The following is a 22357-nucleotide window of genomic DNA, read 5'->3' as shown; positions in this document are numbered from 1 at the left end:
ATCTGTGCTGCGCAAATCAAAGGAACGGGCAAAGCCGCAGATCGGCTCGCCGTTGCGGGCAGCGGCAAGCGTCTGCAGTCTGGTTTTCTCGCGGTTGTTCGACCATGCTCCGCAACTGACCAAAGCAGTGATGGTGGGTGCCGTGGCAGCCGGATGTGCCACGGAAATGGTGCCTGTGTACGTGTCAAGGACATGGGTAACAACTCAGCTCACAGACATGGGTAACACTTCAAGCTCACATAGTCCTTCTGGGGTCCTCGCACATCCTCTTCGTTGAAGCAGCCCAGTCGCACCGGCCCAGATACACATCCCACTGGCCAGCGGCCACTTCCTGCATCCCGATCCACTGCCCCGCCAGCAGGTAGCCGATGTAGACCCGCAGCGCTCGCCAGTAAATCAGGCCGTTGTGGCTGACTCGAACTCGTTCCCAATGCTTCGGGTACTGCAGCTCGGGTAGCTTTGAGGGGTATGGCCTGGCCGAGTCGCTGTAATGCTGGGCCGGCATGCTTTGCTGCAAGGCCTCATGCGGGCGCTGCTGGTTGTAGTGCTCCACAAAGGCATCGAGCTGCATCTGCAATGCCGCTTTGTCCGCCGCAGGCTCTTTGCCCAGGGCATGCTTGAGCGTGCGGTGCATCCGCTCGTGGCGGCCGTTTTGCTGTGGCTTGCCCCTCTCGATGCGCTCCGGCCTGATGCCCAGCCTTATCCACCATATCGCCAGGCGTGACAGGCCCGCCACGCCAGTAGTCGCGAACGGCGGACCGTTGTCACTGCGTATGCGCTCGGGCAGTCCGTATTGCCGAAACACCTGTTCAAAGCTGCGTTTGGCATCCTCGTAGTTGGGGCTGTCGTAGACATGCACGGCCAGCAAATAGCGGCTGGCGTGGTCCATGATGGTCAATGGATAGCACCAGTGACCATCGGCTGTCTTGAACTGGCCTTTGTAGTCTGCACTCCACACCCCATTGGGCTGCTTGCTCGTTCGCAAGGGCTGGGCCGTAGGCACCGAGCGTCTGCGTACACGCCTGCTGCAAACAAGCCCCTCAGCCTTCAGCACGTTGTAGATGGTGGTTTTGCTGGGTGTCTCCTGTGGGCCCCAACGCTGCAGGAGCAAAGCGTGCAGCTTCTTGGGCCCCATCTGTGACCTTTGCTGCGTGCGCAGCTCAATGATGGCCCGGCGCTGTGCATAGCTGATCGCCTGATTGTTCCCGTGGGGCCTGCGACTGCGCTCTTGCAATCCATCCATGCCCAGTTGGCGGTAACGCTCAACCCACTTGTAGGCCGTCTTGCGGCTGATGCCGTAGCGCCTGCACAGCTCGCTCAGCGACACGCCACTGCGCAGATGGTCGGCTATGAAGAGCAGTTTCTCGTCCATGGGTGCGCACTCCTTCCAGGGCATGGTGATCGCTCCTTGGCTGCTGTTGGCTACAGCTGCCAAGCTTGGATCTGTTACCCATGTCCTTGTACTGATGTGTCACCTATGAGTGTGAGTCGTACCCCTGTGGCGCACGCCAAGATTGCAATGAGGCTCCAGAAAGCCAAGCGCTGCAAAACGCCGGGCACGGTGCCCGGTACCGTGCGGGCGGGCGAGGGAAGCTGTCGGCGAGAGGATCTGCGCATGGAGAGAGTGCAGCCCGTGAACGGATGCAGGAAGAAAACGATTCTTCGTGGCGATCATAGATGCGCAGCGGCTGGGCGCAACGAGGCATGGATTGCCACAGGCGACGGTTTGGTGACCCGCCTCGCCCCAGCCTATGCACCCTTGCGGCCGTCCCTCTGAACAACTGCGCCTTGTCTCCCATACACCGGCGATGGAATGCTGCCGACCTTGCAGGTGCGCCGTTGCGGAAGGCCCTTTAACAAACGGCGTGTTGCGCAGCTAAGTCGTTGATTTTTCAAGTCTTCGTAAGCCATGCGTCATCGATCTTTAGAGAGATGCGCCACTGTACTTTCGTCTGTACGGAAAACGCGCCACTGTACTTTAGATTTTTTGGACAGGAAGGCTGAGGAGCGAGCTATCGGCCGAGGCGCAGGCGCTCAGGGCTGATGCGCGGCGGGCTCTTGTGTGGCAGCAACCGACCCAAAGCGGAATCTTTCCTCTTCTATTGGCTGCCGCAACGCGGAAGAAAGGTCTACGCGAGCACCCCAATCGAGCGCATTCTTCAACTCGACGCTTGTCCCTCTTAGATTGCGAGTCGAAAGTGACCGCGACCCCAGCTCTCGGTCGCTCATACCTACATGACCCGCTCGCCCATCTGGAAAAGCGCAGCCTCAATCTCGCGCAGCGTTGCGAACTGGCTCGCCTGGCCGGCATGGAGCAGTGCGTCAGACAGCAACCAATTGGCCCGCACGTTCCAGGTGTAGTGAACCTCCGCTCGGGTGATCCCGGGAAAGATTCCGGGAGCCGCATTGCGGTGACCGTGGGCACCGCCATTCGCCGGCAAAGTTCCAAACCGGAGATGAGTCGGTAAGTTAACCTGCAGCAAGTTTCTGACGTTCGTCCACCAGTGATTCGCAAGCCACGTTAAAGACGCCGCCACTCGGCTGTCGTAGATGATGAAGTCATCGATCAGCAATGCATACACCTTGGTCATTCCGGCATTGAACCGAAGGCCCTCCACTGTGCTCACGTCGTCGCCGTTAGCATGGTCAAGGACCACGGCGGTCAAGAGCGCGTGCAGGTTCGCGTGGTGGCGCGCCAACCATGGCTTGTTTCCGCCATTTGGCGTGGTCGTGTAGACCCCTCCCCAGTGAAGGATTCCCGCAACCGCTCCTGCGAGCGCAAGGGTGTGCTCGTCACGGAATGCCCTGCGCAAGGCATGTTGCAGCGCGTCCAGCACCGCCGCGTTGTTCGCCAGGGTTGCGCCGGTGGCAAGTGGCGGCACGATGGGATGGACGTACGGGTAGCCATTGTGCGGGTTTGGCAGACCGGCTTTGGCTCTCAATGGCCATGCGTAGGCGTTCATCGCTGCCGGCAGACTCGCATAGTGACGGTGCCCGACCGTGAAGGGCACCGGTTGCCCTTGTAGGCTTAGCGCGAGCCAGTCCCGAAAACTCGCTACCTCGCCGACCAAGTACTGGTTTCGATTCATCGCTTTTCCATTGTTGGGCGTCGCCCGATTCTGAGGCACTCCGAGCCGGTCGCTCGCGAACGCCGCCTCGTGGCCGACAGTTGCACTTGTGCGAAGGCAAGCCTTTCTACGGGGCGCTAAGCGCCCCTCGTGTCTCGCATAAGCCTCTCTGTAGCGGGCGGCATGGTGGCCGCGAAGTCCCCGGGAGCGCGTCACTCAGGCTCGATTTGAGCCATCCAAACGATTCTCACCCCTTATCGCGCCAGTGAGGCAGGGCGGCCGAGCGCTCAACCCCGCCCGCATAGTTCCTCGCTAGAGGCTTCACTCCTCATCCGCGCCCGACCTGGTCAGGCTCCCACGTCATGGCCACGAAGGCGGAGCTTCCCTACCTCTGACTCCACAGAGGTCACCAGCCGAGGCTTCGGTCCTCGTTCGCGGCTGAACTAGGGCAGTCACTCTGCACGGCTGGCTGATCTTGGGTGCGCTCAGCCCCTCGGCCAGGGGCGCCCTCGATGTGAGGTTAGGGCCCCCGCAAGGCTGCATGGCAATTCAACGCCAGCCTCTCGGCGGAAGTTCTGTGGGCTCCTGAAGGCCGCGCGTCGCCGCTGGCCAGCGCGGGCTCGACCCGAAAAAACTAAAGATCAGTGGCGGAAAAACTAATGTGTAGTGGCTGCGGAACGCCACTGAACGCGCAGCGCGTCACGCAGATAACTCGTTGATTTCTCGCGTCCTCGCAAGCCATGCGCCATTGATCTTTAGAGAGATGCGCCACTGTACTTTCGTCTGTACGGAAAACGCGCCACTGTACTTTAGTTTTTTTGCCAGCAAGGCTGAGGAGCGAGCTTTCGACCGAGGCGCAAGCGCTCAGGGCGGATGTGGTGCGGCGTCGCGGGTTGCCATGGGCTCTTGTATGGCTGCTACTGACTTTGATCGGACTTGCGCATGTCAAAACGTCGACGGCCCTTCTCAAAGTGCAACGGCCATGAGTCAAGTGATCATCCCAGGGGAGCCGTCGGTCATTGCGGTGGATACGACCATTTTCCTATCGGTGGTGCTCCAAAGCGAAACGCTGTTCATGGAGAGATTAATGGTCTGCGCTACTATCAAGCCTTTTAAGCGCGCTTCTTGAAGCAGCATCTCGTCTCAAGTCGCCGTTATTAAAGGATGTCAAGATGCGCTAGAATATAAGCGACAATACCAGATTGGAACATAAACTATGCTTCGTTGGTCACTCGATTTGCGCAAAGTAAGGAAACTACTTTTGCAGCGCCATGAGGAAACCTTACCTCGCTTTTCGGTCATTCGACAGCCGACAGATATGGTTTGCTGGGCGACTTGCTACAAGATGGTGGACAACTGGCGAAAAGCTGCACCTTCCAGCGGCTGGTGTCATTATGTTCGCTGTTCTGCGGCGCAGTCTCCCTCATGTCAGATTCCACAAGAATGTTGCAACCGACCGCGTCGCACAGCGGCTGTTCGAGATGACTGGATTGCCCTCGGGTATAAAAAGGTTGCATATAAGGGGGCTCCCTACACGCTAGACGAAGTTCGACAAGCCATCGGAAACGGTCACCCGGTCATGGCATTCCTCAGCAGGCCCGGTCATTCGGTCGGGCACTTTGTATTGATTGTAGGAACGGGGCGAGCAACCAAGACTCAGGACAATACATATATCCTCGCAGACCCGATGACGGAGAACCTTGCGCAGGTTGGCGTCACTGACATGCCATATAAGGCTTTTTGGAAGGAATCGTGGAGGGTTGAATGGTGATATTAAAACACGCTATGCCGCCCTGGCCGGCTAACTACGACCCGCAAGCACTCTTTGAGGACGCTGCAGTCTTTGCTTTACAAAGCCTCAATCCAGAACGGGCGCTGCAAATGCTAGCGGATACTCCGGAATCGGGCGGCTCGGCCAAACTTCGTTATGCAAGTAGCATTTGGGATTGTGAGCCTTTCGATGATCGACTTCATATTGACGCCGCTCCCGACAGGTTTCAATTCTTTCGAGGCAAATTGGGGGCGCGTTGGCTAATCAGACCTTCAAATCGGTATATGCTGTTCGTCGACATTGCTATTGTAGGCCATAGCTTCACGGTTGGGCTTGGAATTTCAGTTCGCGACCAAGGTCAAAGGCCGGTCCAAACAACGTCAATGTATCTTTTGCGATCACTCGATAAGGTTGACAGGTTTGTAAATGACTACCGCCAGGTCAGATTACTCCGGGTTGTTGAAATAAAAGGCACTGGACGTTGCGGGTTTCTACTTCCGAAGAGTTTAGGGTGGCGAGTTCTACCACTCCCTGAAATCAGCGTCGGCGCGTCTCCTTCGATGCCTGCCTCATCCGATGCAGACCGGCTTGTCTCGTTGGACGACTTCATATCGTACAACCCAAGTGGTTCCTGGTTTGGCTAGATTTCCAGCCTAGATCAAATCATCCTAACTTTGGAGCTTTCTGTGCCTAACCACATCGGTCGTTCGTGGCTACACGAGGGTCTCCGAGACAGCCGCTACGAGCCTTGGAGATGCCGTTCGACTGGCTGCGTAGCCATTTAGGCGAGAGTCGTTTCTTGGCTGACAGTGGACCTTGCGCGAAGACAAGCCTCTCCAATTTGCTCAGCCCCCATGGTGCCTCGCATAAGCCTCTCTGTAGCGGGTGGCATGGGCGCCGCGAAGCCCCCTGGAGCGCGTCACTCGCGCTCGATTGGAGCCATCCAAACGATGCTCACACCTCATCGCCCCAGTGACGCAGGGCGGCAGAGCACTCGAAACCACCCCGCATAGGTCACCGCCAGAGGTTTCGCTCCTCATCCGCGCCCGACTTGGTCAGGCTCCCCCGTCATCGCGCCACGAAGGCGGAGCTTCCCTCCCTCTGACTCCACAGAGGTCACCGGCCGAGGCTTCGATCCTCGTTGGCGCCTGATCTAGGGCAGTCCCTCTGCGCGGCTGGCTGATCTTGGGTGCGCTCAGCCCCACGGCCAGGGGCGCCCTCGATGCGACGGCAGGACACAGCCCGCAAGGCTGCATGGCGGTCCAGCGCCAGCCTTTCGCCGGCAGTTCTGTGTGCTCCTGCAGGCCTCGCTTCGCCGCTGTGGAACGCCACTGATGACGCAGCGCGTCACGCAGATAACTCGTTGATTTCTCACGTCCTCGCAAGCCATGCGCCATCCATCTTTAGAGAGATGCGCCACTGTACTTTCGTCTGTACGGAAAACGCGCCACTGTACTTTAGATTTTTGGGCCAGCAAGGCGGAGGAGCGAGCTATCGGCCGAGGCGCAAGCGCTCAGGGCCGATGTGCAGCAGCGTCGCGGGTTGCCAAGGGCTCTCGTGTAGCAGCTAGCGACCCGTTGCAGACACTCAATGAATGCTAAAGATCCTCTACAAAATGCAGTTCCCCGATATTTTTCATACCCAAATTGATAGCAGAGCTATCACTATTCGTAATGATTCCAGTGGCCGCCGTCACGTTTTGATGTCTCCCGAGGCAAAAAGACGAATAATGGGAATTGGCTCTTGATGCCCTTAACTCTCCAGAAGTCAGTGACGCTCTCGTCGAAATTGAAAACAGTCTTGACCGGACTTTCTGTTTGGATTCGGTGATAAAGAAGGCCGATCACAGGACGATTAATGCTAAATGCAGCAATACTCTCTTCAATTTTTTTGGTTCTACGTATTTCAACGTCATTGCCGGAAAGTGTTTCGCTCATTATATGAATAATACCAAGCTTATCCATTGGCAGCTGTTCGATAGCGCGGGAGAAAAGTGCTTTTACATCACGGGCCTGCATCTCAATCGACCGCTCCGCAACACATTTCCATGTCGCTCCACAACCAAAGCTAATGGTATCCCAAAAGCTTCTGGCAATCCAATCAGGCATCGAGGCAATAGGTTTCATCCTTGTACCAATACATGTGGATTCCATCGACGCACGAGGGGGCGCCCATGCTTCACCCAATAGACTTCGTTCTTGGGTACCTCGAACCTTCACAAAGGCTTCAGAAAGATGAGCTGCAACTCGATCTAACGGTACTGGCTTTGCCTCGACCTTCATTAGTTCGTTGTCGAGGAGCACCATCTCTCCATCAACATTTGCTAGCTTGTGCTCAATTTGCTCAACAAGGTAGCAACTTTCTATCGAGGAAAGCTCGACACGAAACTCTATCTTCAACCAAACCGAGTTTCCAATTTCGACAAGCCGTTTTTCCAGCGGCTCCCATAACCGCTTCCAATTTTTCTTCTGGATAAGCCCGTACTCGCCTGGAGCCACTTGGCGCTTGCACTCGATGAAAAACTCTAAGTCCCCACGTGTCACATGCAGGTCTGGCGTCTTGCGAATACCAGGCTCCTCCGGAATGAAGGTGACGTCGAATCCCTTTTCAGCGTAGGCTAGGGCGACTGCAATTTCGAAGAAACCGCTGTCCGGTTCCGCGCACCTGGGTCCCGCGAGCTCCCTCAGCTTGATATCCATCCCTTTTATACGTGAAGCGAACCCCCAACGTTCAGCTAGCCCGGTAAGGACTGGCAATACACGTGCAGCCTCACTGGGATCTAGGGCGTACTTATCCTCCAGCGCCAGTTCTCCAACAAAAATGTACCAACCGAATATGTCACTCGGCTTCATCGCTGCGGGATATGGGTCACTCTCACTGGATGATGCGCCTTGCTGCCAAAGCTCAAATTTTTTTCGTCTATCAAGCCATTCTTCAGGCTTCATCGCTGACTTCAATGCCAAAACGCCGATTCGGTAAAGCTCTTTTTCATTGGGCATGGTTTTCTAGAGTGATTGTAGGTGATAGGCATTGTGCAGAATTACTAACTATTTCAAGTTTATATGTTCCGCAACCATGCATCATATTACCATTAATTGCATAGTTGGCAATGTTCTTCAGGCTCAATTTCCCAGGAAGCAACACCAAGAATTATTTGCTACACCAATGGATTGTCGCGACCCGTCGTTCGGCCATGCTTTAAACGAGGTGGCGCATGCCTAAATCGCGCTGCGCTGCAGTTAAAATCTGCCGCCCACCCGTTAGACGGATACAGATTGCGCTCGGCTGCAGCACACGAATGCCGAAGGAACAGTGAATGGCTGTTTTGGGGTGCATAAAAGACAAAAGACGTGGAGCGAACGGCCACTGCTGGCCGACAGCTGTCCTTGTGCGATGGCTAGCCTTTATACCGAGCGCTAAGCGCCCCTGGTGTCTCGCATAAGCCTCCCTGTAGCGGGCGGCATGGTGGCCTCGACATCCCCGTGAGCAGTCCACTCAGGCTCGATTTAAGCCATCCAAACAATGCTCACCCCTCATCGCGCCAGTGAGGCAGGGCGGTCGAGCACTCGAAACCACCCCGCATAGGTCATCGCCAGAGGCTTCGCTCCTCAGCCGCGCCCGACCTGGCCAGGCTCCCCCATCATCGCGCAACGAAGGCGGAGCTTTCCTCCCTCTGACTCCACAGAGGTCACCTGCCGAGGCTTCGGTCCTCGTTGGCGCCTGACCTAGAGCAGTCACCCTGCACGGCTGGCTGGCCTTGGGCGCGCTCAGCCCCACGACCAGGGCCCGCCCTCGATGCGACGTCAGGACACAGCCCGCAAGGCTGCATGGTGGTCCAGCGCCAGCCTTTCGCCGGCAGTTCTGTGTGCTCCTGCAGGCCGCGCTTCGCCGGTGGCCAGCGTGGGCACGCCCCGAAAAAACTAAAGATCAGTGGCGGAAAAACTAATGTGTAGTGGCGTTCCGCAGCCGTCCTTGCAATTTCGCTCTTTGCTCTGTATTCCTGGGGTTGATACCTAATGTCTAAGCATGTATAGACAACTAAAGTCATCCCATACCAAGGAGATGCAAATGAGGCGAGGCAGGCTTTTCCGGGGCTGGTACATCGTGGGCGCCGTGCATGTGCTGCTGGCGCTGATCTTTGGCGCGGCCTATTCGTTCGGGGCGTTTTTCGCCAGCATCCAGGCCCAGTTCGGTGCCAGCAGCTTTTCCACGGCCTCCATCTTTTCCCTGACGGCCCTGATCTACTACGGCGTGGGCGTGTTCTCGGGGGCCTGGAGCGACAGGACCTCGATACGCACCGTCACCTCGGCCGGCATCGTGCTGCTGGCGCTGGGCTTTGTGGCCAGCAGCCTGCTGTCCTCATCGCTGGTGCTGTTCCTGGGAGCCTTCTGCATTCTGGTCGGCCTGGGCGTGGGCCTGGTGTATGTGCCCGCCGTCTCCACCATTGCGCGCTGGTTCGTGCTGCGGCGCAGTTCAGCCTCCGGCATCGCGCTGGCGGGCACCGGGCTGGGCACGCTGCTCGGCCCCGTGGTGGCGGGTGCACTCATGGAGCATCTGTCCTGGCAGCTGACCATGCAGGTCTATGCCGCAGCCGTCGCACTGGCCGGCCTGGCTGCGGCGGCCGTCCTGCGCGGCCGGCCTGAGGAGCTGGGGCTGCATCCCGATGGCGTGCCGCCTTCGGCTGTCCCTGCCGCCGGGCAGTCCGCTCCGGGCATGGACCTGGCCCAGGCGGCGCGGCAGGCCCGTTTCTGGTGGTATTTCGCGGCCATCTTTCTGGGCTCCATCGGCCTGTTCCTGGCCCTCATCCACATCAACCCGCTGGCACGCCAGCAGGGGTTGTCTGCCGCGCAGGCCAATGGGCTGATCGGGCTGATCGGCGTGGGCAATGTGCTGGGGCGCCTCGCGCTGGGCCGGCTGGGCGACAGGATGGGGGCGCTGCGCTTTCTGATGGTGCTCACCGTGTCCCTGGCCGTGCTGTGCGGGCTGTGGGCCATGGCGCGAGGCTTCGTGGCCCTGGCCGGTTTCGCGCTGGTGTTCGGCGCGGCCAACGGCGGGTGCATCGCGCTGTATCCCGCCGTGGCCGCCACCTGGTTCGGTACGCGGAACCTGGGCGCCATTTTGGGGGCGCTGTATGTGGCGGTCGGTATCTCGGCCATGGCCGGGGGCAGCCTGGCGGGCTGGCTGTTCGATATCTGGGGTGGCTATACGCCATCCATCCTGCTGGCGGGAGCCAGCGCTGCGCTGTCGGCCCTGGCGGTGTGGCGGGCCGAATGCGCTGGGCGCGGTTAAGAAAAGCCTTGTGCAGCAGGCGTGGCTCACAGGGTTGGCGTCTTGCCGCAGTCCCAGGCGATACGGGCTCTGCGAACGGCCGTCGCCGCACCTGCACCGAAGGCGGTCTGGGCTCTTCATGCAAAAGGCCCTGGCTCTTGCGAACCAGGGCCTGCCAAGCTGCCAAACAGCCAGGGCAGCTTGCGCGTCAGCGCCGTGCCGTGAACACCTTCCTGCTGCGCAGGGCCAGGCCTCCCAGCAGCCCGGACAGCATTGCGAGCGCCCATCCACCCAGCGAGGGAATGGCCTGCGCGCCTCCGGGTGCCACGGCAGCCACCACGGGAACGAACGGATCGCTGACGGTGCCCGTGGCCGGGTTGGTATCGCCCAGACCGTTGTCGGTGATGGTGTAGCTGACCGTGGTGCGGGCAGCGTTCAGGACCACGTTCAGCGAGGTGGCTGCATTTGTGGGGTCGAACCAGCCTCCTGCTCCGTCGGGCTTGCGGAACTGCACGCCCACGGGCAGCGGGCTGGGGTAGACCAGGGTCATCGTCACGGCGCCCGTGCATTGCTCGGCCGTGAAGGAGAATTGGCCGTTGGGCGCCTGCAGGCCTGGCGGTGTGGACGCTGCAGGGCCGAAGCCGCCGGTGGCCTGCAGCGTGCAGGTGGCACCGCCGCCGGACAGCGTCGCTGTCGGCGTGCCGGCCATGCCGGGCACGCTGCCCGGCGCGCCCACCAGCTCCAGCTTGCGCGGCGTGGCTTGTACCGCTGCGGAGTCCGCGCTGGTCTGTGCGCCGTTCGTGGCCTTGACGGTGAAGTTGTAGACAAATCCATTTGTCAGACCCGTCACGACGATGGGCGATGCCGTGCCCGTCTGCGTTGTCACGGAGGGGGCACCGGGTACCGCCACTGGTGTGGCGGTCACGGTGTAGCCGGAAATGGGCGCACCGCCGCTGCCCACGGAGGCCGTGAAGTTCACCGTGGCCTGGGCGTCTGCGGCAGTGACGGTGCCGATGACGGGGATATCAGGCGCGATGGCGTTCACGGCAAAGCTTTGCGTGACCTGAGGTGCGGCGCTGATGGCGGCATCGCCGGCCTGGTCGGCTGCAATGGTGCAGTTGCCTGCGGTCACGAAGGTCAGCGAGCCCGTTGGCGTGATGGTGCACACGCCCGTGGTGGACGATGTGAAGCTCACCGGATAGCTGGCGCCTGCGCTGGAGGTGGCCGTCAGCGTGGGTGTGGTGCCGAAGTTGTAGCTGGCAGCGGGCGTGAAGCTGATGGTCTGCGAGGCCCTGGGCGTCACGGCGTTGGATGCAGCCGAGGGAGAGCCTGGCCCGGCAGAGTTGGCGGCCGTCACCGAGAAGGTGTAGGCCGTGCCATTGATCAGGCCGGGCACGGTGATCGGGCTGCTGCCCGTCGCCGTGAAGCTGCCCGGGCTGGATGTGGCGGTGTAGGTGACGGCGGCTCCCCCGGTGGAGGCGGGGGCGGTGAAGCTCACCGTGGCCTGGGCATTGCCGGCTGTTGCCGTGCCGATGGTGGGCGCTCCCGGTGCGACGGCGTTGACGTTGAAAGTCTGCGAGACCTGGGGTGCGGCGCTGGTGGCCGCATCGCCGGCCTGGTTGGCGTTGATGGAGCAGCTGCCAGCCGTCACGAAGGTCAGCGAGCCCGTTGGTGTGATGGTGCACACGCCCGTGGTGGACGATGTGAAGCTCACCGGATAGCTGGCACCTGCGCTGGAGGTGGCCGTCAGCGTGGGTGTGGTGCCGAAGTTGTAGCTGGCAGCGGGCGTGAAGCTGATGGTCTGCGAGGCCCTGGGCGTCACGGCGTTGGATGCAGCCGAGGGAGAGCCTGGCCCGGCAGAGTTGGCGGCCGTCACCGAGAAGGTGTAGGCCGTGCCATTGATCAGGCCGGGCACGGTGATCGGGCTGCTGCCCGTCGCCGTGAAGCTGCCCGGGCTGGATGTGGCGGTGTAGGTGACGGCGGCTCCCCCGGTGGAGGCGGGTGCGGTGAAGCTCACCGTGGCCTGGGCATTGCCGGCTGTTGCCGTGCCGATGGTGGGCGCTCCCGGTGCGACGGCGTTGACGTTGAAAGTCTGCGAGACCTGGGGTGCGGCGCTGGTGGCCGCATCGCCGGCCTGGTTGGCGTTGATGGAGCAGCTGCCAGCCGTCACGAAGGTCAGCGAGCCCGTTGGCGTGATGGTGCACACGCCCGTGGTGGACGATGTGAAGCTCACCGGATAGCTGGCGCCTGCGCTGGAGGTGGCTGTCAGCGTGGGTGTGGTGCCGAAGTTGTAGCTGGCCGCAGGGGCAAAGCTGATGGTCTGCGTGCCCTGGGGAGTAACATTGTTGGACGTGGCCGCAGGGCCGGTCAGTCCTGCCGAGTTGGTGGCCGAGACGTTGAAGCTGTAGCTGATGCCATTGGTCAGGCCGGGCACGGTGATGGTGCAGGCCGCCGGCCCTGGGCAGGATCCGGTCTGGCCTCCGCCCCCGCTGGCCACGGCGGTATAGGTGGAAATGGCCGAACCGCCGTTGCTGGCCGGGGCAGCGAATGTGATGGAGGCCTGGGCATTGCCGGCCGTGGCCGTGGCACCCGTGGGAGCACCAGGGGCCACCGGAACGGCGACCGTGTGAGTCCCGCCGCTGTTGAAGGACGCAGGCGGCCCGTTGCCCACGCTGTCGGCGATGTTGGTGCTGCCGTTCAGGTTGATCTTGATGGTGCCGGTGCCCGTGATGCCCGAAACGTTGACGTTGACGGAGCTGCCCGTGCTGGCCGAGACACTGGATATGGTGCCTGAAGCCGTGCCCGTACCGATCAGGGTGAAGTCGTCGGTGGAGATGTTGGTGACTGGCTTATTGAAGGTTGCCGTGAACGCCACGCTGGCATCGCCCGGGGCTGGCGAGCCGCTGACGGCGATGCTGCTGACGGCGGGGACCAGGGTGTCCACGGTGGCGTTGGCGGTGCTTGCCGTGGTGGTGATGTTGCCGGCGTTGTCCACGGCGCTGATGCTCGCATTGAGGTTGTTTCCTGCAACCCCAGCCGGCAGCGGGTGGGTGGCTGTCCAGATCCCGGCGGCGTTGGTGGCCGGTATGGCCACCGGGCCGTTGAAGGCGGACAGGTTGATGGACACCGCACTGATGGTGTCAGTGTTGTTGTCGCCCGCAGCAGTGTTGTTCCACTGGGCGATCACGGTGTCACCGGCCTTGAAGACGCCGCCCACGCCGGACGCTCCGGACAGGGCGATGTTGCCAGGGGTCACGACAGGGGCGATGTTGTCTACCGTGGCATTGGTGGTGTCGGCCGTGGTCGTGCTGCCGCCGGCATTGGTGGCCGTGACGCTGACGTTGCGGTTGGTGGCGTCGATTGAGCCGGCGACGATGGTATAGGCAGCTGTCCAGACGCCGCCGGAATTGGTGGCCGTGACCGCCGAAGGCCCGCCGAACTGGCTGAAGTCCACCGTGACGCCGGTGATACCGCTATTGTTGTCGCCGCCGGCGCTGTTGTTCCAGCTGGCGGTGACGGTGTCATTGATCTTGTAGGCGCCACCGGTGCCGGATGCGCCCGAGATCGAGATGCGTGCATCGGTCACCGTGGGCGCCAGGGGGGTGTCGATGGCGTTGGCGATTGTGAAGTTTCTGAACTCCAGATAGGCCGTCTCATTGGCAGCGCAGGAACCTTCGCAGTCAAAGTACAGCTTGAAGCCCTGCAGCTTCACCCCGGCGAAGGCCGCCAGTTGCGCAGGGCCGAACGCGAACGCCTCCCCGCTGCCGCCGACCGAGTTGACGGTGCCCGACTGGATCGTTCCTCCGCCGCGGACCATGCCGACGACGCGCAGATTGGTGAACTCGCCCAGGGTGTACTCACCGGCGTTCAGTCCCGTCAACTCAAACCCGGTGGTATTGGTTCCATCGGCTTTGACATACAGGTAGTGGCCGCTGTTGTCGTTTGCCGCATTGGTCAGCATGTAGGAGATCCCTCCTGCATAGATTCCGACGTTGGGAGTGGATCCGTTGCCGTTCCTGGCGGTCAGGCGGAAGTCGGTGGTACTCAGTTGTGGCGACAGTGCTCCCGACCATCCTGCGAAATTCCGGGTTCCATCGGCTGCGACCAGCACCTCGGAGAAGTCCGCCCTGGCCTTGTCCGAGAAAGCCACCGGGGTGTCGATGTGGCCGCGCTGGATCTCCAGGGTCCAGTCCGCTCCCAGGGCCGGGCTGCCGGTCGGATTGCTGGAGGCAGCGACATCGAGCCCCGTCTGCCGATGGACGATGTCCAGCAGGGCAGCCCCCTTGTCGCCGGCCGCCAGATCGCAGCCGTAGAACAGCAGGTCGCCGCCTGCGCGCACTGCCTGGCGCAACGCGGCCAGCGCCGACGGCTGCTGCAGGACGCTGTCGGAGGTGACACGGCTGCTGCCCAGCTGCAGTTCGCCATCCCAGGCGTGCGAGACCACATGGACCGCGGCCAGGTCGCGGTAGTTGCTCAGGGCGGCGGCCAGCTGAGGGAGGCCGGGCCGCGATGGATCGATCTCCACGGCCGCCACGCCGGGCCTGAGCCCGCGGTACAGGGTGGCCTTGTCGGCCACCGCCCCGTCGATCACCACCAGTTCGGAAATGGCCGCAGGCTGAACGATGTCCAGGCCTGCCGCATCCGTGGCCGCTGGGGGGCGATGGGGCTTTGCATGGTGGGGCCTGTCGAAGGCGCGGCTGGAGGCATCGAGCTGCAGGCGCGCATGGCGCCCCGGCTGGTAGCCACCACGCATCAGGTATCCGCCGGCCGGTGTGGCCGCCGCATGGGCGGCGAAGGGAAACAGCAGCGAGGAAAGGCCGCTGAGCAGGGCACGGTTCATGGGGTCTCCTCCGGTATGGGTCGTTTCTGGGTGTCTGCCCTGCGCGGGGCGATGATGCCTGCCTCGGTTCCCGCCTGGTCCTGCCAGAAATCCATGTCCTGGTACTTGGCGAACAGGTCGGGAGGAAGAATGCTGTGGCGTGCCTTGAAGGCCACTTTCCTTTGGACGTCGTGCAGGCCCTTGACGCCAAGGTTCAGGTCGAACTCGTTCTCGGAGTACTCGACATTGTCGAAATCGTGTGCGAAGGCGGGTTCGCCGAGGAAGCGGTAAATGAGTTCCAGCGTGCGCCCGGGATGCTGCGTGAGCAGGTCATAGTCCACCAGCAGCAGGCGCTCGGACAAGGGGCCGTAGTAGGCTTCCTTGAGCGCCGTCCAGGCGCCACCCACCGCGCCGGCCGCGGACATCATGGTCTCGCAGCGCGAATACACCGTCTGCCGGCTGGCGGCGTTGAACATGCGGCTGTAGTTGAAGGGGTTCTTGCGATGGATGAGTTCGAAGCTGTCCATGACCCAGGCGGGATTGCGCACGCAGCAGACCACCTTGAAACCCTCCACCAGTTCGGCCAGCTGGTGCAGGCGTGCCGTCCACTGGCGGTTGGTGTCGAAGATCACCGGCTGCGGGATGTCGGCGTAGTAGGCGTCGATCAAGGCCCGGCACATGGTCTTGCGCCGGGCCTCGTTGAAGAAGGGGTAGGACTCGCTGCCGGCGCCCATCTGCTCCAGGACACTGTTGAGCAGCCCCGCCACGGGACTGCTCATCGCGGCATGCATGCGGGGGTTCTGACGCAGGATGCCCGCGAGCAGAGTGGAGCCCGAGCGCGGCAGGCCGGAGATGAAGTGCAGTGTGCGGGGCATGGCGCCGGCTGTACTCAATTGCGTGGCGGGAAAATCCCGTCCGAGATCGCGATGCAGTAGCTCAGCGCGAGAAACGGTTGCCGGTTTTCGTGGGCCGTGGAGCCGCCGCTGGGACCCAGTGCGGTGGGCGCCAGGGTGGTTGAAGGGGCCGCCACATTGGTCTGCATGTAGCGGACCAAGCCGGAGCCGCCGCGCGCGTCGAAGCCCAGATAGCAGCCGGTTTCCGGGGATGCCTTGGTTCCCGCATTGTTCAGGCCGATCACCGCATGGTTGTGCGTGGGCATTTCGCCCTGTATCAGCGTCACGGAGTCCGATCCCGCTTCGGTACCTATGGGCCAGTTGGCGTTGGGATCCATCCCCAAGGGCACGCCGCCCTGCAGGTTGGGCAGGCCAAAGGTAGTCTTGCCATCGCCGCCATAGTAGGTGCCCAGCAGGGCGAACAGCGCCGAATACCGCTGGATGGGCATCAGTTGGCCGTTGCACAGTGCCCAGCCACGCGGGGCAAAGTAAAAGGCGAATTGGCGGATTTCTCCGAGGTAGTAGTCCATGTGCCTGGCCTTCAGTTGCTGCTTGGGAAAACGCCGTAGAGCGCGATGATGTAGTTGACTGCCGTGCTGCGCATGATGTTGCTGTGCGGCAGGGTGGAGCCGGACGGGGTCACGCTGTTCGGCTTCATGCTCTGGGGGAGGGCGCCGCTGCCGGGCTTGGGCAGATAGAAATTGTCGGTGCCGTTTTGCGCAGGAACCAGGTCTGGCGCCGGCTGCGAGGCCGTGGCGGCCGAGGTGCTGGCACGCAGGTCGTGGGTATGGGCGGGCATATTGTTCTGGAGCAGCGTCACCTCCGCGACGCCGAATTGCTCGCCCATCACCCGGTTGGTCAGGCCCGGGCCCTGCCCCTGGCCCACGGGTATGCGGGCACGCAGGTCGGGCAGGGCGAAGGTGTTCTGGCCGTCGCCCCCGTAAGTGGTGCCAATCAGCGCGAACAAGGTGTCGTATTGACTGATGCTCAGGATGGCGCCATTGCACAGCGCCCAGCCTGCGGGTGCGAAATTGCCCCCGAAAAGACGTATTTCACCGACAAAGTTGTCCATGGTCTTGCTCTCTTGTATGGCCTTCAGTTGCGCGAGGGGTAGACGCCCTGTACCGCGATGCAGGGGTTAAGCACCAGGGAGGGCTGGCAGTTCTCGTGGGGCAGGTTGCCGCCGGTGGGCGAGACCGAGCCCGGATCCAGGGCCACCAGATTGCCGGGCGGTGCGTAGAAATTCGTGGCCGCCGGTGGCGTTGAAGTGACCATGGCCGTGGCCATGTAGTTGTCTGTGAAGGTGGCCGAGTCGCCGCCGCCCGTGCTGGCTGCCAGCATGTGGGTGTGCCCGGGCAGGTTGGAGACCGTCAGGGTGACGTGTTCGCTGCCTGCGCTTGTGCCCAGCGCAACGGGGGGACTGTCGGTGCTGGACCAGTGCATGGAGACCCGGCCACGCAGGTCTGGCAACTTGAAGGTGGTGACGCCATCGCCGCCGTACGTGACGCCCAGCAGGCTGAAGAGGGCCTGGTTCTGGGTGATGCCCAGGGTCTGCCCTGAGCAAGCCATCCAGCCCTTGGGAATCCTGTTCCAGGCGAACAGGCGGATTTCTCCGAGATACGGTGTCGTCATGGGGTGTGTTGCCTTTCTGGGGAGGTCATGGAGGGTGGGGTGCGCGCATGGCCGGCCTGCTGCGGTGCCTGCCACTGCATGTCGAACTGGATGGCATCCGCACTCAAGGTGGAGAAGCCCAGGCGCAGGTAGAGCCGCTGCGCAGCCAGGTTGGTGGCATCGACACTGAGCGTCACCCGGCGGCCCAGCACGGCGGCACTGCCTTGTACCCAGCGCAGCAGCGCCGTGCCATGTCCCTGGCCGCGCGCGGCCAGTGCCAGCACGATGTCCACGATGTGCAGGTCTGCCGCGCTGTCATGCAGTGTCAAGGCGCCAATGGGTGTGTCGCCGGCCTGGACGACGAGGTGGCTGGCGTGGGGAAAACGGCGCTGGTGGCCTGCCTGCTGGAAGCCGTATTGCTGGTCTATCAGTGCCGCCAGCGCGGCCTGAGGCAGCGGCAGCGATTGGAGATGCGGGCGTGCGCAAAGGAACAGATCCCGCAGCAGGCCCTGGTCCTCGGGTTGCGCGGGCCGTGCGCTCAGGCCCCGCGGGCGTAATGCTTCAAGTAGCATGCAGGACCTCCAGGCTATCGAAGGAGCCGGCCCGTCGCAGCAGGTGCGCATAGGGCTCGGCCAGCCGGCTTTCGATGAGATGACGGTCACGGGCGTCGAACACGGCCGCCTTGCTACAGCCGTCGGGTACGAACCGCTGGTCCAGCGCCTTCGCATGCTGGCGCAGGCGCGCCGCCATGCGGGCAAGGGCGGCGTTGCTGCTGGCGAGCCCGAAGCCGTGGGCGATCCGTTCCAGGGTCTCGGGTCCGAGACGGCCGTAGTCCAGCACGGGCAGGCCATGCCCGTCGTGCAGCTCGCACATGCGCTGCATCAATGCCTGCAGCACCCGGATGCGGTGGTCCAGCACGGAGACGAACGGCTGTCGGTCCGACTGGAGATCGAAGACCGGGGCCAGCCGCGCCAGCGACGGATCGCCCGACATGTGCCGGCCGCATTGCCGGTGGTGGGAGGCCAGGATCTCGACGGGATCGCGCACCAGCAGCAGGCAGGGGACCTGCGGGTACAGGTCGCGCAGCAGCTCCCATTGAAGGAGGTCCCATGCATTCCACTTGATGACCAGGTCCTGGCGACCGGGTACGGTGGTGCCGATCACGGCCAGCAGGCCGCTGATGGCCTGGCGCTTTTCCTCGGCGCGGAGCGTGGGGTCCAGCAGAAGCTCGGTGAGCACCGGTGGCTCCGACAGCACCATCGTGCTGTCCAGTTCCGACAGGCAGCCCGAGACCAGGGTAGAGCCACAGCGCGAGAGATGGAAGATGAAACCAGCGGGCCGGCGCACCGGGCGTTTCGGTCCCAGGTCTGTGCCCAACCGTGCCAGGGTGGCCAGCGGCGTGCGCGGTCGCAGAAACTGGTTCAGCGGCTGGCGCTGGAGGCAGCGGCCGATGTATTCGTCATGGAAGGGTTCGGTGGCGGGCCCGTCCGGCAGGCACCACTGGATGCTGCGCGTGCGTGCCTCGTACCTGTGGGGCAGCCAGCCGCCGGCCACCAATGCGGCGGCCGGCACGGCGGCCGCCTGGTTCACCTGCTCCAGCGCCTGCATGAGCTGGGTATCGTTCCAGGCGGGAAGACACCACAGCCGGCGCAACTGGGTCAACAGCGACTCCACGCTCCTGGCCTGCTGGAGCAAGGCCTGTTGCTGGGGGCTTGCAATCAGTTCTGCAAAGGCTGCCTGCAGCTCATGCATGGGCCTGCCCCTTGCCGATGCGGTCGGCCAGCCAGGCGTTGGCAATGCAGTCGATGACCAGATGGGTGCGGTCCTGCGTGCTCTGGTTCAGCACTTCATGCGTGGCGTCGGCATTGAAGTACCAGAGCTCTCCTGGGGCCATGGGGATCTCCATGCCTTCCACGATGAACCGCACATCGGGGTGTGTGTAGACGGGCACGTGCAGTCGCGCCTGGCCGTGCTCCAGGCTCAAGCCATGGTCGCGATGCGGCTTGATGGATGAGCCGGCCTTCAGCTGCATCAGGCGCACGGAGCGCAGCGGGCATTGCAACTGGTCCAGCACCTCGCGCATCGCCATGCTGTGCTGCAGCGAGGGCAGGTCGTCCCATTCTTCGTCAGGCGCCTCGATGGAGAAGCTCTGAAGAAGAGGGTGGGCCGTCACATGCTGGCGCTGGCAGCGCAGCGGCACCACGCGCCATGCACCTTCGTAGCCGCGGTGGTTCACATGGTCACACCAGTGTGAGGACAGCAGCGCATCGACCTCGTCCCGCAGTCCCTGCAGCCGTACCTCGGCCTCCAGCCGGGCAAACAGGGGTGCGTCGGCGCATGCGTCGGCAGGTGTGCAAGACGGGATGGCCCTGGCATTCATTGCAGTGCCTTGGCCAGCGGCAGGGGTGAGTCCACCAGCGGCACCACGCCACATGCTGCCGGGCCTGGCTCGGCCGCCTGCTCCATCTGCAGCAGTGCCTGTATGCGCGAGACGCAGGCAGCGATGCTGAGCTGGTGCGTGGCCAAGGCCAGGTCCGGAGCAGAGGGCGTCTCGTAAGGAGAGTCGATGCCGGTGAACTGGCGCAGCTCGCCGCGGCGCGCTTTCCTGTACAGGCCCTTGGGGTCGCGCTGCTCGGCGACGGACAGGGGGACATCCACGAAGATCTCGAAGAAGTCGCCCTTGTCGAACAAGGCCCGTGCAGCATCGCGCTCGGCCCGGAAAGGGGAGATGAAGGCGGCGATCACGATGGTTCCCGCATCCACGAACAGCCGTGCGACCTCTGAAACCCTGCGGATGTTCTCTGCACGGTCTTCGTTGGAGAAACCCAGGTCGCGGTTCAGGCCCTGGCGGATGTTGTCGCCATCAAGCACATAGGTGCGTCTGCCGGCGGCATGCAGGCGGGCCTGCAGCGCATTCGCGATTGTCGATTTACCAGATCCGGAAAGACCGGTGAGCCATATGGCGCATGCCCTGTGTCCGTGCAGATTTTCCCTATCTTGCCTTGTAATGCAGAACGGTTGTGCATGTACGTCGGGCGGTGGGGTATGGCCGGAAAATGGCATGGCTTGGGTGGGAAAGCGGGAAAACGAAAGACGGGTCAATCGGACAGGGCGAATATCTACGAATTGTTAAGAAATTTCAAGAAAAATTACTGACGGCACCATTCGCTACTTCGCAATGCGAACGCATCCGTCTCCCCTGGGGAATACGTGTCGTGGCGTCCTGTCAGGGGAGTGGGGAGTGTCAATAGCCATTGGCGATGGTTGTTGGCTATTTATTTGTCTCAAGAAGGTGTTTTCAATAGCTTTTCCTGAAAACGCTTATCGACTATTCTCGCAAGTGAGATTCTGGTTGAAATGGTTTTTCATTTTCATTAATACCACTTGCTCCAATGAATATCGCTGAAATGAGAGGAAGCCGCGATCATAGGAGACGCACGGAAAGTGGTATATCACTGGAAATAGGTATTTGTATGGGACGCTCCGTTGCCGGCATCAAGTTCATATCGGCTGCCGAGCGTTCCTGAGCGTGCACGGGCCCGCAGCCCTTTTTCCGTCCGGCGCCGGCAGGTCACGTGTAATGGAAATTGGAAGCAGGACCGCTGCGTGTATGTCGCCCGAACGGGCTGCAGGCGGCGCAGGCAGCGAATGGCGGGTCCCGGCTGCGATCCGAGGCCCTGGCAGGGGCCGGCCATGCCTGCGAGCCGTTGCGCGACAGAGGGCTGGCAGCGCTCCTACCGGTAGGAGGCAGGGGGGTATGCCCGCGGCAGCATGAAAAAAGCCCCTGGCTCTTGCGAACCAGGGGCTTCTTGTTTGGTGCCGGAGAAAGGAATCGAACCCTCGACCTTCTCATTACGAATGAGCTGCTCTACCAACTGAGCTACACCGGCGACAGACAAAAATTATAACGGCAAATTCATGCCTCGGAATGGTACTGCGTCACTTTTTCGACTTCGTTCTTGGAGCCGAGGATGACGCTCACACGTTCGTGCAGTTGGGTGGGCTGGATGTCGAGGATGCGCTGCTTGCCGTTGGTGGCGGCGCCGCCGGCCTGTTCGACCAGCCAGGCCATGGGGTTGGCTTCGTACATCAGGCGCAGCTTGCCGGGCTTGTTGGGCTCGCGGCGGTCCCAGGGGTACATGAAGATGCCGCCGCGGGTCATGATGCGGTGCACGTCGGCCACCATGGAGGCGATCCAGCGCATGTTGAAGTCCTTGCCGCGCGGGCCTTCCACGCCGGCCAGGCATTCGTCCACGTAGCGCTTGACGGGCGTATCCCAGTGGCGCATGTTGGACATGTTGATGGCGAATTCCTTGGTGTCTTCGGGGATGCGGATGTTTTCCTGCACCAGCACGAAGGAGCCTTGCTCGCGGTCCAGCGTGAACATGGATACGCCGTCGCCCACGGTCAGCACGAGGGTGGTCTGCGGGCCGTAGATGCAGTAGCCGGCCGCGACCTGCTGGGTGCCGGGCTGCATGAAGTCCTGCTCGGTCACGCCGGGGTGGCCTTCGGGCTTCTTGAGCACGCTGAAGATGGTGCCGATGGAGACGTTGACGTCGATGTTGGACGAGCCGTCCAGCGGATCGAACATCAGCAGGTATTCGCCGTGAGGGTAGCGGTTGGGCACCAGGTAGATGCCTTCCATTTCCTCGGAGGCCATGGCTGCCAGGTGGCCGCCCCATTCGTTGGCCTCGATCAGCACCTCGTTGGCGATGATGTCCAGCTTCTTCTGGACTTCGCCCTGCACGTTCTCGCTGCCGGCCGTGCCCAGCACGTCGCCGATGGCACCCTTGTTGACGGATTGGCTGATGCGCTTGCAGGCGCGGGCCACGACTTCCAGCAGCAGGCGCAGCTGGCCGGGGATGAGGCCGTCCACGCGTTGCTGCTCGACCAGGTAGCGGGTCAGGCTGACGTTTTTCTTCATGGG

At 62.2% G+C, this 22357-nt stretch carries 14 protein-coding genes, 1 tRNA gene and 1 pseudogene; 2 read left to right on the top strand and 14 right to left on the bottom strand.

The genetic code is table 11. From position 1 onward, the window contains the following. Window positions 1-209 precede the first annotated feature (209 nt). A pseudogene (locus A4F85_RS09290) lies at window positions 210-1396 on the bottom strand (IS481 family transposase). 835 nt (window positions 1397-2231) lie between these two features. Continuing rightward, window positions 2232-3089: a hypothetical protein gene (locus A4F85_RS09285; RefSeq protein WP_063326403.1), complete on the bottom strand. Its 858-nt coding sequence runs from the start codon at window positions 3087-3089 to the stop codon at window positions 2232-2234. 1195 nt (window positions 3090-4284) lie between these two features. Between A4F85_RS09285 and A4F85_RS31410 the strand changes: the two genes are divergently transcribed. Further along, window positions 4285-4839, top strand: coding sequence for a papain-like cysteine protease family protein (locus tag A4F85_RS31410; protein WP_082848170.1), 555 nt, complete (start codon window positions 4285-4287; stop codon window positions 4837-4839). A gap of 1664 nt (window positions 4840-6503) precedes the next feature. On the opposite strand, the gene A4F85_RS30495 is transcribed toward A4F85_RS31410, so the two are convergent. After that, window positions 6504-7838: a hypothetical protein gene (locus tag A4F85_RS30495; protein ID WP_156516990.1), complete on the bottom strand. Its 1335-nt coding sequence runs from the start codon at window positions 7836-7838 to the stop codon at window positions 6504-6506. 1069 nt (window positions 7839-8907) lie between these two features. Here A4F85_RS30495 and A4F85_RS09280 point away from each other — a divergent pair. Then, window positions 8908-10128: an MFS transporter gene (locus A4F85_RS09280; RefSeq protein ID WP_063327931.1), complete on the top strand. Its 1221-nt coding sequence runs from the start codon at window positions 8908-8910 to the stop codon at window positions 10126-10128. A gap of 187 nt (window positions 10129-10315) precedes the next feature. Here A4F85_RS09280 and A4F85_RS09275 read toward each other — a convergent pair whose 3' ends face one another. From A4F85_RS09275 to A4F85_RS09225, 11 genes are all read right to left on the bottom strand, one after another. Next, window positions 10316-14947, bottom strand: a complete 4632-nt coding sequence (locus tag A4F85_RS09275; protein ID WP_063326402.1) for a DUF4347 domain-containing protein — start codon at window positions 14945-14947, stop codon at window positions 10316-10318. Further along, window positions 14944-15801 carry a sulfotransferase family protein gene (locus A4F85_RS09270; protein ID WP_063326401.1) on the bottom strand — a complete coding sequence of 286 codons (858 nt, stop codon included), beginning with the start codon at window positions 15799-15801 and terminating at the stop codon, window positions 14944-14946. The genes A4F85_RS09275 and A4F85_RS09270 overlap by 4 nt, the downstream gene beginning before the upstream one ends. A gap of 14 nt (window positions 15802-15815) precedes the next feature. Further along, window positions 15816-16349, bottom strand: coding sequence for a phage tail protein (locus A4F85_RS09265; RefSeq protein ID WP_063326400.1), 534 nt, complete (start codon window positions 16347-16349; stop codon window positions 15816-15818). Window positions 16350-16360: 11 nt separating this feature from the next. Further along, complete coding sequence (locus A4F85_RS09260) at window positions 16361-16891, bottom strand: phage tail protein (protein WP_063326399.1); 531 nt, start codon at window positions 16889-16891, stop codon at window positions 16361-16363. 23 nt (window positions 16892-16914) lie between these two features. Next, the gene (locus A4F85_RS09255; RefSeq protein ID WP_016450615.1) at window positions 16915-17451 is read right to left on the bottom strand and encodes a phage tail protein; all 537 of its coding nucleotides are present in this window, start codon (window positions 17449-17451) and stop codon (window positions 16915-16917) included. Continuing rightward, on the bottom strand, window positions 17448-18002 hold the full coding sequence (locus tag A4F85_RS09250; protein ID WP_063326398.1) for a GNAT family N-acetyltransferase: 555 nt from the start codon (window positions 18000-18002) through the stop codon (window positions 17448-17450). The genes A4F85_RS09255 and A4F85_RS09250 overlap by 4 nt, the downstream gene beginning before the upstream one ends. Continuing rightward, entirely contained in the window at window positions 17992-19182 is a 1191-nt protein-coding gene (locus A4F85_RS09245) for a sulfotransferase family protein (RefSeq protein WP_063326397.1), read from the bottom strand. Before A4F85_RS09245 ends, A4F85_RS09250 begins: the two co-directional genes overlap by 11 nt. Then, a complete protein-coding gene (locus A4F85_RS09240) occupies window positions 19175-19810 on the bottom strand; it encodes an aspartyl/asparaginyl beta-hydroxylase domain-containing protein (protein WP_063326396.1) in 636 nt (211 codons plus the stop codon). Before A4F85_RS09240 ends, A4F85_RS09245 begins: the two co-directional genes overlap by 8 nt. Next, a complete protein-coding gene (cysC, locus tag A4F85_RS09235) occupies window positions 19807-20493 on the bottom strand; it encodes an adenylyl-sulfate kinase (RefSeq protein WP_063326395.1) in 687 nt (228 codons plus the stop codon). The genes A4F85_RS09240 and cysC overlap by 4 nt, the downstream gene beginning before the upstream one ends. 751 nt (window positions 20494-21244) lie before the next feature. Beyond that, a tRNA-Thr gene (locus tag A4F85_RS09230) sits at window positions 21245-21320 on the bottom strand. Between the two features lie 26 nt (window positions 21321-21346). Continuing rightward, window positions 21347-22354 carry a class 1 fructose-bisphosphatase gene (locus A4F85_RS09225; protein WP_012205101.1) on the bottom strand — a complete coding sequence of 336 codons (1008 nt, stop codon included), beginning with the start codon at window positions 22352-22354 and terminating at the stop codon, window positions 21347-21349. Between the last annotated feature and the right edge of the window lie 3 nt (window positions 22355-22357).

It is taken from the genome of Delftia sp. GW456-R20, assembly GCF_001622915.1.
GTDB classification, from domain to species: Bacteria; Pseudomonadota; Gammaproteobacteria; order Burkholderiales; family Burkholderiaceae_C; genus Comamonas; species Comamonas acidovorans.
This window is presented reverse-complemented; position numbering and strand designations above follow the sequence as displayed.

What these genes read in the sequence shown, in the direction of transcription:
- A4F85_RS09225 (WP_012205101.1), bottom strand. Translation starts at nt 22,354, where the DNA reads ATGAAGAAAAACGTCAGCCTGACCCGCTACCTGGTCGAGCAGCAACGC.
- A4F85_RS31410 (WP_082848170.1), top strand. Translation starts at nt 4,285, where the DNA reads ATGCTTCGTTGGTCACTCGATTTGCGCAAAGTAAGGAAACTACTTTTG.
- A4F85_RS09255 (WP_016450615.1), bottom strand. Translation starts at nt 17,451, where the DNA reads ATGACGACACCGTATCTCGGAGAAATCCGCCTGTTCGCCTGGAACAGG.
- cysC (WP_063326395.1), bottom strand. Translation starts at nt 20,493, where the DNA reads ATGCCATTTTCCGGCCATACCCCACCGCCCGACGTACATGCACAACCG.
- A4F85_RS09275 (WP_063326402.1), bottom strand. Translation starts at nt 14,947, where the DNA reads ATGAACCGTGCCCTGCTCAGCGGCCTTTCCTCGCTGCTGTTTCCCTTC.
- A4F85_RS09265 (WP_063326400.1), bottom strand. Translation starts at nt 16,349, where the DNA reads ATGGACTACTACCTCGGAGAAATCCGCCAATTCGCCTTTTACTTTGCC.
- A4F85_RS09245 (WP_063326397.1), bottom strand. Translation starts at nt 19,182, where the DNA reads ATGCATGAGCTGCAGGCAGCCTTTGCAGAACTGATTGCAAGCCCCCAG.
- A4F85_RS09260 (WP_063326399.1), bottom strand. Translation starts at nt 16,891, where the DNA reads ATGGACAACTTTGTCGGTGAAATACGTCTTTTCGGGGGCAATTTCGCA.
- A4F85_RS09270 (WP_063326401.1), bottom strand. Translation starts at nt 15,801, where the DNA reads ATGCCCCGCACACTGCACTTCATCTCCGGCCTGCCGCGCTCGGGCTCC.
- A4F85_RS09240 (WP_063326396.1), bottom strand. Translation starts at nt 19,810, where the DNA reads ATGAATGCCAGGGCCATCCCGTCTTGCACACCTGCCGACGCATGCGCC.
- A4F85_RS09250 (WP_063326398.1), bottom strand. Translation starts at nt 18,002, where the DNA reads ATGCTACTTGAAGCATTACGCCCGCGGGGCCTGAGCGCACGGCCCGCG.
- A4F85_RS09285 (WP_063326403.1), bottom strand. Translation starts at nt 3,089, where the DNA reads ATGAATCGAAACCAGTACTTGGTCGGCGAGGTAGCGAGTTTTCGGGAC.
- A4F85_RS09280 (WP_063327931.1), top strand. Translation starts at nt 8,908, where the DNA reads ATGAGGCGAGGCAGGCTTTTCCGGGGCTGGTACATCGTGGGCGCCGTG.
- A4F85_RS30495 (WP_156516990.1), bottom strand. Translation starts at nt 7,838, where the DNA reads ATGCCCAATGAAAAAGAGCTTTACCGAATCGGCGTTTTGGCATTGAAG.